Annotated in this window: 12 protein-coding genes; 3 read left to right on the top strand and 9 right to left on the bottom strand. The window is 40.2% G+C overall.

Going from position 1 to position 12,744, the window contains the following annotated elements; all coding sequences use genetic code 11:
• Positions 1-7: 7 nt before the first annotated feature.
• The gene (locus MHH37_RS17105) at positions 8-1,246 is read right to left on the bottom strand and encodes an NRAMP family divalent metal transporter (RefSeq protein WP_342573971.1); all 1,239 of its coding nucleotides are present in this window, start codon (positions 1,244-1,246) and stop codon (positions 8-10) included.
• Positions 1,233-2,018 carry a 5-oxoprolinase subunit PxpA gene (locus tag MHH37_RS17110; RefSeq protein WP_342573972.1) on the bottom strand — a complete coding sequence of 262 codons (786 nt, stop codon included), beginning with the start codon at positions 2,016-2,018 and terminating at the stop codon, positions 1,233-1,235. Before MHH37_RS17110 ends, MHH37_RS17105 begins: the two co-directional genes overlap by 14 nt.
• A gap of 271 nt (positions 2,019-2,289) precedes the next feature.
• Between MHH37_RS17110 and pxpB the strand changes: the two genes are divergently transcribed.
• Positions 2,290-3,024: a 5-oxoprolinase subunit PxpB gene (pxpB, locus tag MHH37_RS17115; RefSeq protein ID WP_342573973.1), complete on the top strand. Its 735-nt coding sequence runs from the start codon at positions 2,290-2,292 to the stop codon at positions 3,022-3,024.
• Positions 3,021-4,016 carry a biotin-dependent carboxyltransferase family protein gene (locus MHH37_RS17120; protein ID WP_342573974.1) on the top strand — a complete coding sequence of 332 codons (996 nt, stop codon included), beginning with the start codon at positions 3,021-3,023 and terminating at the stop codon, positions 4,014-4,016. The genes pxpB and MHH37_RS17120 overlap by 4 nt, the downstream gene beginning before the upstream one ends.
• 88 nt (positions 4,017-4,104) lie before the next feature.
• Here MHH37_RS17120 and MHH37_RS17125 read toward each other — a convergent pair whose 3' ends face one another.
• Entirely contained in the window at positions 4,105-4,860 is a 756-nt protein-coding gene (locus MHH37_RS17125) for an IclR family transcriptional regulator (protein ID WP_342573975.1), read from the bottom strand.
• Between the two features lie 416 nt (positions 4,861-5,276).
• Between MHH37_RS17125 and MHH37_RS17130 the strand changes: the two genes are divergently transcribed.
• Positions 5,277-6,107: a glycerophosphodiester phosphodiesterase family protein gene (locus MHH37_RS17130; RefSeq protein ID WP_342573976.1), complete on the top strand. Its 831-nt coding sequence runs from the start codon at positions 5,277-5,279 to the stop codon at positions 6,105-6,107.
• A gap of 183 nt (positions 6,108-6,290) precedes the next feature.
• Here the strand turns inward: MHH37_RS17130 and MHH37_RS17135 are convergent, their stop codons facing one another.
• The 6 genes from MHH37_RS17135 to MHH37_RS17160 all read right to left on the bottom strand — a co-directional run bounded on the left by MHH37_RS17135 (position 6,291) and on the right by MHH37_RS17160 (position 12,606).
• A complete protein-coding gene (locus tag MHH37_RS17135; RefSeq protein ID WP_342573978.1) occupies positions 6,291-7,283 on the bottom strand; it encodes an AbaSI family restriction endonuclease in 993 nt (330 codons plus the stop codon).
• A gap of 231 nt (positions 7,284-7,514) precedes the next feature.
• A complete protein-coding gene (locus tag MHH37_RS17140; protein WP_342573980.1) occupies positions 7,515-8,612 on the bottom strand; it encodes a hypothetical protein in 1,098 nt (365 codons plus the stop codon).
• 89 nt (positions 8,613-8,701) lie between these two features.
• Positions 8,702-9,808, bottom strand: a complete 1,107-nt coding sequence (gene menC, locus MHH37_RS17145; RefSeq protein ID WP_342573982.1) for an o-succinylbenzoate synthase — start codon at positions 9,806-9,808, stop codon at positions 8,702-8,704.
• Entirely contained in the window at positions 9,783-10,616 is an 834-nt protein-coding gene (locus MHH37_RS17150; RefSeq protein ID WP_342573983.1) for a GNAT family N-acetyltransferase, read from the bottom strand. Before MHH37_RS17150 ends, menC begins: the two co-directional genes overlap by 26 nt.
• Complete coding sequence (locus MHH37_RS17155; RefSeq protein ID WP_342573984.1) at positions 10,613-11,728, bottom strand: amidohydrolase; 1,116 nt, start codon at positions 11,726-11,728, stop codon at positions 10,613-10,615. The genes MHH37_RS17150 and MHH37_RS17155 overlap by 4 nt, the downstream gene beginning before the upstream one ends.
• A 5-nt stretch (positions 11,729-11,733) precedes the next feature.
• On the bottom strand, positions 11,734-12,606 hold the full coding sequence (locus tag MHH37_RS17160) for a MurR/RpiR family transcriptional regulator (RefSeq protein WP_342573985.1): 873 nt from the start codon (positions 12,604-12,606) through the stop codon (positions 11,734-11,736).
• Positions 12,607-12,744: the final 138 nt, after the last annotated feature.

Here is a 12,744-nt window from a genome sequence, read left to right on the forward strand (position 1 = left end):
TATTACCTTATTTAAAAACCAATGGTACTTGTTCAATTAAAGTCACGACACTTAAAATACCCATGATTACAACGACAAAAGCGCCCGTAACCGTCAACCAGATTGGATGTTTATATGTACCAACAATATTTTTCTTATGTGCAGCAATTAGTAATGTACCTAAACCGATTGGCAAAATAAAAGCATTCAACGCGCCTACGATAAGCAAGATTGTTACCGGCTTTCCAACAAAAGCAAACGTTACTGTTGAAATAACGATAAACGCAATGATAACCCAATTTTGGAATTTCTCAATAAGAGGGTGAAACGTTCGGATAAATGAAACCGACGTATATGCAGCTCCTACAACAGATGTTACCGCCGCAGCCCACATAATGACACCAAACATACGATAACCAATGTCACCTGCAGCTAGCTGGAATACAGAAGCTGGCGGATTCGCTGGATCGATCGCTAGTCCTTTTGATACTACTCCAAGTACGGCCAAGAATAATGCCACACGCATAACACCGGTAACAAGAATCCCTGTAACAGAGCTTTTTGTAACTTCCGGCAGTGATTCAACACCTTTAATACCAGCATCCAATAGACGGTGTCCGCCTGCAAACGTAATATATCCTCCTACCGTTCCACCAACAAGCGTAACAATAGCGAATATACTGATTTGCTCCGGTTTAAACGTATTCACAATCGCCTCTCCAACCGGCGGCGATGTAGTAAATGCCACGTACAGCATGAGGAGAATCATTACAATCCCTGCAATTTGTGCGAATTTATCCATCGCTTTCCCTGCTTCTTTCACAACAAAAATAAAAATTGCTAAAATCGCACTAACAACAGCCCCTGTAATCGGATCCCAGCCAAGCATGGCATTCAGACCCAAGCCTGCACCAGCTACGTTCCCGATATTAAATGCCAAACCGCCAAATACGATTAGTATTGCCAAAACAACTCCCAGTCCAGGTAACACCTTGTTGGCAATTTCTTGTCCACGCAATCCGGAAACGGCAATGATTCTCCAAATATTCATTTGTGAAAAGATGTCTAGTAATAATGAAATTAAAATTACAAAGGCAAAGCTTGCAGCTAATTGCTGTGTAAATACAGTAGTTTGTGTCAAAAAGCCCGGTCCAATCGATGATGTGGCCATTAAAAAGGCAGCTCCAAGTAAAACACTTCTACTTACCTTCTTTTTCCCCGTAACGTTGACATCTTTTTGTGTTGCATCAGTTTTAGGATTTTTCATTTTGAACCTCCAACTTACAAATTGCATCTACAGTAATATTGTTCTTAGTCAATGTTTCGTTTATATATTTTGCAAAGGCTAGTGCATGTGCACCATCACCGTGAATACAAATCGTATCTGCACGCAGCGGAACTTCTGTTTTTTGCTCTGAAACTACGATTCCTTTTGTCACCATTTTCACTATTTGCGCAACAGATTGCTCTTGATCTGTAATCATTGCATTCTTTTGGGATCGAGAAGTCAATGACCCGTCTGCTTGATACGTGCGATCTGCAAATACTTCGTGTGCCGTTCGTAAACCAATCTTCTCTCCGGCCTTCGTCAATTCACTGCCGGAAAGTCCAAATAATATCAAGGATGGGGATACATCATATACTGCTTGTGCAATCGCTTCGGCAAGTTTTGGATCCTTTGCCGCCATATTGTACAGCGCACCATGGGGTTTTACATGCTGCATTTTTTCATTAAATGTCATTAAAAATCCTTGCAATGCACCAATTTGATAGACGACCATGTCATACCCTTCTTGAGGAGTAATCGCCATTTCTCTTCGCCCGAATCCGTTCAAATCCGGCAAACCAGGATGCGCACCAATTTTGACACCATTGGCAATGGCCATCTTCACGGTTTCTCTCATCACGCTCGGATCTCCGCCATGAAAACCGCAGGCAATATTGGCAGATGTAACGTATTTCAAAATTTCTTCCTGCTCCCCAAGCTTATAGCGACCAAAACTCTCCCCTAAATCACAATTCAAATCTACTTGAAACATATTTCTCCCCTCCATTGATAATCGTTTAATAATTAGTAATTATTTTCGCTGTTCCCGAAATTCGGAACAGTAGTTTTAAAACTAAAACAAATTCTAGCATAAATATTTTCGCTTGAATATATTATTTGCAAAATTATTCGAAAATTGTAAATAACGCAATATTCTTAACATACACACTTGATTTTAAATTTGAAAACAAATTATAATGTTAGCAATATCCGAATTAAAAAACATAAATACCAAAATTCGAAACCTTGAGGAGCTGTTTAGAATGGCCTATCAGAAAATTAATGCACACATAAGGCCCTTAGGGGATTCTGCGCTCGTCATTCAGTTAGGTGACGGAATCAGCCTTGCCATCCATGAGAAAGTTAAAAATCTTTCCAATCTATTAGAAAAAGAACCGTTTACAGGATTGATTGAATCTGTGCCGTCTTATAATAGCTTGACCATTTATTACAATCCTGTTGCCGTCTTTATGTCCAACACGGATAAAGATTCAGCAAGTCCCTATAACAAAGTAAGTGCAATTATTTTATCGCTGCTGGATCGATTAGAAACAAGTGAAACATCGGAACAACGGCTAATAACAATACCAGTCGTGTATGGAGGAGAGTTTGGTCCGGATTTGGAATATGTAGCAAGTTATCACGGACTTTCTGTTGAAGATGTAATTCAAATACATTCGTCAAATGAGTACTTAGTTTATATGATTGGCTTTGCTCCTGGTTTTCCGTTTATGGGCGGGATGGATGAAAGAATTGCAACACCACGTAAAGATTCACCACGTCTAGCCATCGCACCGGGATCTGTAGGAATTGCTGGTAAACAAACAGGCATCTACCCGCTGGAAACTCCCGGAGGATGGCAAATTATCGGCAGAACTCCGCTTGATTTGTTTCTTCCGGAACTTTCACCGCCAACTCTGTTACAGGCCGGTGATAGAATCCTCTATGTGCCGATAACGCTTGAAGAGTATGCTGTCTATAAGGAGATGAAACAATGAGCATTAAAATACTTCATCCTGGATTAATGACTACGATTCAAGATTTAGGGAGATTCGGTTCACAAAAGTTTGGCGTCATCGTAAGTGGCGCAATGGATCCGATTTCTCTCAGGATTGCAAATTTACTTGTTGGAAATGACGAAGGCGAAGGAGCACTTGAAATCACTCTTTTAGGAACAACTCTCCAATTTGACACGGATGAGTTAGTTGCCATTACAGGTGGAGACCTGCAGCCTACGATTGACGGAGAGAAAGCTCCAATGTGGAGGCCTGTGCTGATTCGCAAAGGATCTGTTTTACAATTCAAGTCAGCTATTAATGGGTGCAGAGCCTACGTGGCATTCGCTGGCGGAATCGTGGTGCCTGAAGTTATGGGAAGTAAAAGCACTTATTTGCGCGCAACTATAGGAGGGCTTCAAGGAAGAGCATTACAAAAAGGAGATGTATTGGACAGCGGAGACTTCAATCCACTCAGTCAGGCATTTGTTCATCAGCTCGAAAAAATGACGACTCACTTTAATTGGTCTGTCGATTATACAGAGTTTCTATCATTCGATAAAACTCAAACAATCAGGGTGTTACATGGTGCTGAGTTCGAGCGTTTCGATATTGAAAGCCAACAAGCGTTTTTCTCAAAGCCCTATAAATTAACGACTCAAGCTGATCGAATGGGCTATCGGTTGGATGGCGAACCACTCAGCCTTTCCGAGAAATTTGAATTGTTATCGGAAGGAGTTACGTACGGTACGATTCAAGTGCCTTCAAACGGCCAGCCTATTATTCTGATGGTTGATCGACAAACGACAGGTGGTTATCCAAAAATCGGTCAAGTCATTTCTGTTGACCTCCCTTGTTTAGCACAGATGCAGCCAAACTCTAACATTCAGTTCAAGAAGTTTTCCCTTGAACAAGCAGAAGTAGAATTAATCAAACAAGAGCAGTTGCTGCGTAAATTAGCAATGGGTATTCAGTTTAAAGCACTTCATAAATAAGAGCATATGAAAATCGATACATAACCGTATTTAGAAGCAAAACGAGGCGGTCTCGCATCCAATTGATGCAGAGACCGCCTCGTTCCTGTTATTTGCTATAGCCTAATTGCATTGAAATAGCCTCAGCAACTTTTTTTACCTTCTTTGCATAGATTTCAATGTTCTCATCCTGATAATTCGCTTCGATCCCTGCGATACTGATTCCCGCAATAACTTCTCCGTTGTGATTAAAAATCGGGGCAGCAATGGCAGCTGTATGGTTTTCCAATTCAGAATGACTGATTGTATATCCATCGATTCTCGCTTGTTTGATCGTTTCATAAATTTCATCTTTTTCAGTAATTGTCCCGTTAGCAAACGATTTTGGATTGATCGATTCGAGATATGTCTCCACTTCTGAATCCGGTAAAAAGGACAAGATTGCACGTGAACAGGCACCGGCATAAAGCGGACTTTTCCTGCCGATCGAAGTATACAAACGCACCTTTTGTTTTGTGTCTATTTTCTCAATATAGATGGCTTCATCTCCATCTTTAACAATTAAGTTAATGGCTTCCTTCACATCATTATGTAATTCATGCATAAATGGATAAGCAACCTTACGTAAATCAATCCTGCCTAAAACCAGCTGACCGAATTTGAGAAACAAAAGTCCAAGTCGGTATTTCGAATCGCTTCCCTTTTCCAAGAACTCCATTTCCTCTAATGACCTGAGCATTCGATAGACCGAAGATTTCGGAATCCCCGATAGATCAATAATTTCTTGAAAGGTTAATTCCGTATTCTCTATAAATAAATTTAATATATCCATCGAACGGACAACCGTTTTATTTTTGTTGTTCATTAATTGTAGTCTGCTCCTTCCCATTCTATTACTCTATGTATAAAACTCCCTATTGGAATCCGTTGAATACACTTCCTTACTTAATATAAGTATTATACCAAGATTGGAAGATAAAACGGAAACTATAGTAGGTGCACATTTAATAAAAACCTCATTTACTTATGGGAACGGTTCTCTGCGACTATTTGCTGGAACTCCATACATTTAAATAAAACAGGTACGTGTAGTAGGTAAAATAAAGCAGTAGAGAATACAAATCCATTACTATTCTATTACTAGTTTTGTAAAAAATCGTAAGGAAAAAGAGCGAATTTCGTTAACATAATCTTTATTAAGCTATACATAGATCTATATATTCTATTAACATTTCTTTTCTAAAATAAATTTGAATCATATTTTAGATAGGAGATGGAGAATTGAGCAAAAAACTATTAGTGGGAACAGGTATGGCCTTATCGTTATTATTAACCCCGTTCAGTCAATCATTTGCAGAACAACCAACAGTAGGTGAAAGAAAACAAGTGAGTAATGTAGCACACCGTGGCGCAACAGCTTATACACCTGAAAATACGATTGCCGCTTTTGATCTAGCAGTTGATATGAAAGCCGATTATATTGAAATCGATGTTCAAAGAAGTAAAGATGGTGAATTAGTATTGATTCATGATACCACGGTAGATCGTACAACAGATGGAACGGGAAAAGTTGGAGATTTAACATTGGAACAGCTTAGAAGTCTTGATGCAGGTAGTTGGAAAGGAGAACAATTTGCAGGAGAACCAATCCCAACATTTGAAGAAATTCTAGATCATTACCATGGGAAAATTGGAATTTTAATAGAATTAAAGGCTCCAGAGCTTTACCCTGGTATTGAAGAACAAGTAGCAGCAGCATTAATAGAACGAAATCTCCATAAACCACAAAATGAAAAAATCATTATTCAATCTTTTAACTTTGAATCAATAAAAAAAATGGATCAGCTTCTTCCTAAAGTTCCAATCGGTGTATTAACTTCTAACCGAGCAGATACAACATTAGAAGCTTTACAGGAATTTTCAACTTATGCGGATTGGTTTAACCCAAGTTATGGAATTGTGACGAAAGAATTAGTGAATCAAGTTCACTCTCTTGGAATGCAAATTGGTTCGTGGACGGTTCGTAGTCAAGAAGCAGCAGACTTCCTATTCAAAATGGGCGTTGACGCAATTATTTCTGATTATCCGGATTATGTAGATCCTAGAAACTAATATTCCTGTATAATAGTTTAAGAAAAGGAGTAGTTGCTACTCCTTTTTGTTTGGATTTTTTGTTGGTTTTTAGATTAAATTTTATACAAATAAGACCGATTCCGCCCAATCTGCTACACTAATTTGGATACATACTATAAGGGCTAGTAGACTTAAAAATTTCAGAGGGCACTTTAGAGGATTTTATATTAATTCGTATGTAATTTCCGCCTTCTTGTACTTCTCCTGAAAGCGGTGAAGCTCATCCTTGTCATAGAAAAATGCAACTTCACGATTATTGTAGATGGCTTTTGCCACTTTCTCAAACGGCTCTTGATTCCCTTCAAAATACGTCGGCATTATTGTTGATACACGCTCATAACAAACCTTCCCTAACTCCAGCGTTCGCTTCTGATTCACTTTGTACCATCCTTTAAATACATATTCAAACCCACCAAATTCACTTCGGACATGAGCAAATAACGCAATTTCTTGTCTCAGCTCATACAGTCGTTTCTTCATATAGGCCGTATTAAATTCTGAGTCGGTATGATACTCTGTGAAGAATTGCTCGTCCGCGTTTAGTTCATTGTCCCAACTGGCATTCGGATAAAATTTTAACGCTTTGATATCGATCGCCTCCTGAAACTTATGTTTGGCCCCACTTCCTTGCAATCCTTTATACCCCGCCCCAAAACAGTTACAGCAATCTTTTACCGTTTTGAAGGCAATGTGCTCCGTTGCATCCAAGTATCCTCTATGTACGTAAGTCATTGGGTTATACTCCTGTTCAACATCCCACACCTTATAATCCATTGTTTCAAACCGTTGACGAATATGTAAAACTACTGAGTCGATTCTTTCATTCATTTCCTGCAAATCATTGATAACTTTTATACGAATGATCTCACATTCAATCGCTTGTACGATATCATGTTGACGCATAGAATCACTCAGCACCATTTCTTCTGATAAATGATAGGGCTCATCAATTTCAATAATCATATTAATTTGTGGAAAGTAGATATCTGCCAGCGCGTATGTTTTTGTTTCTACATCGCGGACGATATATTGCTGAGTGATCATTTTCACATCCGGGTTATTCAGCAAATGCCATATCCGTGATACTACATAGTTTTCGTCATTCTTCTTATTTGTTTTGGATAATTGTTTTTTAATAAAGTTGTATTTTTTCATTGATAACTCCATTTTTCATGTCATTATAAGAAATATACACGATTTGTTACAATATGGGAAACTGCCTCTATAAGCTAAAATACTGTTGCATCACTGGTGTAACTTCTCTGTATAAATTACTGCATAAATATTATTCAATCAGAAAAAGCTCTAAACACTGATATCACAGCAATTAGAGCTTTTTGTAATGTGTATATATTAATCTAAAGCAGCGTTATAACTAACTAAAGTCTAGGACACTTCCCTATTCGAAAGATGTTTAAAATACATAGATTCCGATTGTTTCAACTTTTTTCGTCGAATCCATGCAACAATCACGACAAGAATTAAAGCAAACCCTAAATAGCCCATCGTTGAGTAAACTTTCCCTACTAAACTTGTGAAGCCAACTAGGCTTGCAGCAAATCCTGCCAAACCAACGACGATAACAGCTGGCTTGAATGACTTCGATTCTGGTGCAAAGAAGCGTACGGTAAAGGCATAGAACATACCGACTGCAGTATTGTACATCATTCCTAAGAGTGCGATTGACATAAGAACACCTACCGCTGGATGAATTTGATTGGCCAGCTCTAATGTTGGCATATCTACCCCTGCCACCACGTCGATTTTTACGAACATCGCGACATTAATCAGAATAATTAATAGACCTAGCATAATCCCGCCAAAAATACCTCCGCGCCCTGCTACTTTACTATCTTTCTCTGTACCACCCATGACGATTAACAGTGCAGCACCCGCAGCGATATTATAAGAAACATACAATAATGCGCCAATAAACCAATTTCCTGCCGCTGCCGGCTGCTCCTTCGCTAAGTTATCTGCTTGTGACCACGAAAGATCCATCGTAAAGATTGAATAGATTAAGATAACAAAGATAACCCCCATTAAATACGGAGTTACACTCGCAATTATATTAATGATGTTTTTCACATTTAATAATAATGTCGCAATCGTTAAACCAACCATGATAATGCTGCCGACCATAGGATCAATGCCAAACATTTGATTGAATGTAGAGCCAGAACCTGCAAACATCACGACCGCTACCCCAAATAAGAAGAACGTAATCAGGAAGTCTAAAATGAAGCCTAAATATCGACCACTAATTTGATAAATAACTCCTTTATGTGAAGCAACCTGCATTTCCGATCCTAGCTGTGCCAACGTCATACCTAAAAAGGCAAACGCTAAAGAAGCGAGAATTCCCCCAACTAGCCCCAGTGTACCGAAACTTGTAAAATACTGCATAATTTCCTGACCAGAGGCGAAGCCCGCGCCGACAATTAAACCGACGAAAGCACCTCCTATTTGTAAACTTCTTTTCATAATGCACCTTCTTATTGTTTGAATTTTCTGATAAAATAGTCCATAAATTTCCTTAAGCACAAACATTTATGCTTAAGGAGTTGTTTTTATTAGTTATATGTTTTCTTTTCGACCGTATAAGATTCCACTGTTTCACGATTGATCGCATAGCCGATGCCAGCTGTTTGCGGCACCTGGATATAACCATTTTCCGCCACTACCTCAGGCTCGATAATATCCTTTTCCCAGTAGCGATTCGAGCTCGCTGTATCCCCTGGCAGAATAAAGTTCGATAAAGTTGTCAGTGCTACATTATGTGCACGCCCCACACCCGACTCCAGCATACCGCCACACCATACCGGAATGCCCTTTGATTCGCAATAGTCATGAATTTTCTTCGCTTCTGTTAAGCCGCCAACACGACCGATTTTAATATTAATAATTTTTGTCGCACCGATTTCGATTGCTTTACGTGCATCCTCTAATGAGTGAATACTCTCATCCAAGCAAATTGGTGTTGTCATCTGTTTTTGTAGTGTTGCATGATCGATAATATCATCCGAAGCTAACGGCTGTTCCACCATTGTTAAGTTAAATTCATCAAGTTGCTTTAAAAGAGCCGCATCTTCCAGACGATAAGCAGAGTTGGCATCTGCCATAATCGCCACATCCGGGAATTTTTCACGGAGTGTACGCATCACTTCCACATCCCAGCCTGGCTTGATTTTTACTTTGATCCGCTTATAACCATCCCGCACATATTCATCTACTAAAGCGACTAAATCATCGATCGATTTTTGGATTCCGATACTAATTCCTACTTCGATTTGATCCTTTGTACCGCCAAGGGCAGCTGCTAGTGTTTGATTCGTTTGTTGGGCATAAATATCCCAAATTGCGCCTTCAATTGTTGATTTCGCCATATTATTTTTACGGATTGGCTCAAAAATAGCACTTACTTCATCTGGATGGCTGATCTCTTTATTTAAGATTAACGGAATCAAATAATCCTCCAGCATATGCCAGTTCGTTTTTAACGTTTCTTCGTTATACCATGGTGAGTGGAAAGCTACAGATTCACCCCAGCCAATTGTACCTTGTTCATCTTTTGCTTCCAGTAATAAAAAATCTCTATTTGTGAAGGTACCAAAGCTTGTTGTGAAAGGTGCCTTTAGCTTCATTTGTAAATGCCTAATTGTAATTTCGGTAATTTTCATGTTTGCTGCCTCCAAGTGCTAATGTGTCTTTTCGAACAAAAATATATTCATTCCACGTTTCCTGCTGCTGCAAGCGAACAGCTGCGTAGCCGGCAGCAAATAATGCCTGGCAAGTTTCTCGCACAGCTAATCGCCAGTGCATCGCATGCAGCTGACTTGATGCCTTTAATTGTTGGAAATCTTTTGGAACAGGTAATGTATAAACAGGCTTCGTGAAATCTACTTTATGAAACTTGATCCTGCATAAATTGTCCTGCTCCCAAACCATTTCGCCAAGCGGTTCCGGATTTTCGATATCAGGTTGGATAGACAGCGCTACATAATCAGACGTTAAATGCCAATGCACTTCAAAACGATCCGATGGTAACCCTTTATTAAAGCCATCCTGCATTTCGCCGTAGCAGTTTTCCAGGTACGTATCACAAATGCCGTTCAGCTTCGTTAAGTTTAAGTATCCATTGCGTGTTTCCAGTGGATCAAATGTCCATACCATCAGGTCATAGCCTTTTTGAATAGCGATTTCTCGCTGCGCATCTTTCAACTTTCCGCCAACTTTTTGAGAACGATAGGCTTCATCAATGCCAAGCATATGCGAGCATAAATAGGTTTTGCCATTGTTGAGTGCCGCAAAGCCGTAGCTAAAGCCGATTAGTTTTTCTCCATCATAGGCTCCTACCATAATGCCACCATGCTTGACCGCTGTTAATGTTTGATGTGTCGGCAGAGGGGATGTTTGCCATATTTGCTGCTCCAGCACTTGCACCTGCTGCATTTCCTCTAGTGTTGTGAGTTCTTTTATTAAAATCATATCTGATCGCTTCTTTCTAAATACTGTAACGCGCCAAGTAATGCCCGTTTAATTATTTCTACTCCTGTCTCAAGCTGATTTTGATTAAAGGTCATTTGCGGATGATGTAAACCCGGTGTGACGCCACAGCCTAAGCCGAGCATCGTCGTTTTTAAATGCGGCTTCGTATACGCATAAAAATGAAAATCCTCGCCCCCCGGTGTCACGATATCCGGTGCGCAATACGCGGTTCCTACCGTTTCAATAATCGCCTGTCGCATAATGGCTTTTGCTTCTTCATCGACCTGTGCTGCCGCAATATGAGCACCAATCGTTGTCGTAATGGCTGCTCCGTACAATGCACTGACAGCATCAATGGCCTTTTGTAAGCCCCTTGTGAGCGCATCCATGGTGTCATTCGTCTGTGCACGCACATCTAAACTGAATGTCGCGGTGCCTGGAATGATATTTGTCGATACACCGCCTGCTTGAATTTGGGTCATTTTTATCGAGGCGCTTTCCTCAGGTTTGATCCATATACGTTTTAGCGCATCGACTAGTGCGGCTGCTACTTCAATTGCGTTTATTCCCTGCTCCGGTCTTGCGCCATGTGCTTCGATCCCAGTAATGGTGCCGTTAATGAGTTTGGCTGCCCCATGATAGAGCGCTGGTGCATGATAACCTTCTGCCAGTTCCACAAGCGGACGTACATGGGTGCCAAATAAAAACTGCAACGGATCGACTATGCCGCGCTCCGCAATCGCCTTCGCACCAGCTGCCTTTTCCTCTGCTGGTTGGAATATAATTCGAACCGCACTCGATAGATTCATTTTTTGCAAGGCAAATGCTACACCGAGAGCAATCGTCATATGCCCATCATGCCCACAGGAGTGATTGGCCTTAAAGACTCCATCTACTTCCTGCCATAAGGCGTCGATATCTGTGCGGAAGCCAACTTTCGGGATACCTGGACCAATATCCACATACAAGCCCGTCATCCCTTCAAATAATACGGGTGTCAATCCTGCTTGTATGAACTGCTCTGCAATAAATTGCGTCGTTTCTACCTCCTGCCAGCTTATTTCAGGATGATGATGCAAATGCTCAAATATTTCGTTTAAATTTTTTTCCATACAACTCAACTCCATCGATCTGCTAAAAAACTATTTTGAAAATCATCAAACTTTTCGCGTTGTTGCTCATAATAGGCCTTATCATGCGACACCATGCCCACGACGAGTGTATTCATAAAAGCAATCAGTGCCGGCATCATATCAATCGTCGAAAGCTCCGTTTGCTGCAACACAAAGGTAGTATCTGCATGAGGGATAATAGGTGCCACATTGGAATCCGTCATTGCCACCGTATAGGCCCCCTGCTCATGAAACATTTTCGCTAATGCAATCGATTCCTTATAATAACGATGCAACGATACGACGATGACCAATGCATCCTCATCCATCTCCTGCAATGTACGGATTAGCGCACCTGTATGTGACTCAACGACTTGTACATTCGGACGTAAAATATTTAATGTGAACTTCAGCCACTGTCCTGCAAATTGTGAAGCACCAGCACCGATTAAATAGATCGTCGATGCTTGATGCATGCGTCTTGTAACATCTTGGAATTGGTCAGGGTCGATTTGCTGGGCAATATTAATAATTTGATTACTTACTTGTCCCATGACCTTTTCTGCAAGCTGTGGTTCATGGAATAATGCTTCCTTTGATGCCACATAATTGCCTAACGTACTATTCGTATTCTTTCCAAAAACGAACATCGTGACTTCCTTTTGGAGCTGTGCATAACCCGCCAAGCCAATCGCGTAGCAAAATCGGATCACCGTTGTTTCACTTGTTCCTGCACCAATACCTACTTCACTAGCCGAATGCACCCCAACATAAGTTGGATTTTTCAAGACAAATTGAGCTACCTTTTTCTGCGCTTTCGAAAGCTGATCAAAATGCGCTTCAATCCGCTCGGTAATCGTGGTTGCTTTAACACCCAAAAGAAGTCACTCCTTCACGATTCATTTTTTGAAGTTTATACTTCAAACGTTGAATAGTAATTTAACATACTGATTGGTAAAATGCAATAAGTTTTCTGAAAGTTCTAACTAATAAAACTACTTATTTGTCGATTCAAT

The organism is Solibacillus sp. FSL K6-1781 (genome assembly GCF_038630735.1).
In the GTDB taxonomy this organism is placed as follows: Bacteria; Bacillota; Bacilli; order Bacillales_A; family Planococcaceae; genus Solibacillus; species Solibacillus silvestris.

Excerpts from the sequence above, each read along its gene's own strand:
- MHH37_RS17105 (WP_342573971.1), bottom strand. The coding sequence starts at position 1,246 with ATGAAAAATCCTAAAACTGATGCAACACAAAAAGATGTCAACGTTACG.
- MHH37_RS17110 (WP_342573972.1), bottom strand. The coding sequence starts at position 2,018 with ATGTTTCAAGTAGATTTGAATTGTGATTTAGGGGAGAGTTTTGGTCGC.
- pxpB (WP_342573973.1), top strand. The coding sequence starts at position 2,290 with ATGGCCTATCAGAAAATTAATGCACACATAAGGCCCTTAGGGGATTCT.
- MHH37_RS17120 (WP_342573974.1), top strand. The coding sequence starts at position 3,021 with ATGAGCATTAAAATACTTCATCCTGGATTAATGACTACGATTCAAGAT.
- MHH37_RS17125 (WP_342573975.1), bottom strand. The coding sequence starts at position 4,860 with ATGAACAACAAAAATAAAACGGTTGTCCGTTCGATGGATATATTAAAT.
- MHH37_RS17135 (WP_342573978.1), bottom strand. The coding sequence starts at position 7,283 with ATGAAAAAATACAACTTTATTAAAAAACAATTATCCAAAACAAATAAG.
- MHH37_RS17140 (WP_342573980.1), bottom strand. The coding sequence starts at position 8,612 with ATGAAAAGAAGTTTACAAATAGGAGGTGCTTTCGTCGGTTTAATTGTC.
- menC (WP_342573982.1), bottom strand. The coding sequence starts at position 9,808 with ATGAAAATTACCGAAATTACAATTAGGCATTTACAAATGAAGCTAAAG.
- MHH37_RS17150 (WP_342573983.1), bottom strand. The coding sequence starts at position 10,616 with ATGATTTTAATAAAAGAACTCACAACACTAGAGGAAATGCAGCAGGTG.
- MHH37_RS17155 (WP_342573984.1), bottom strand. The coding sequence starts at position 11,728 with ATGGAAAAAAATTTAAACGAAATATTTGAGCATTTGCATCATCATCCT.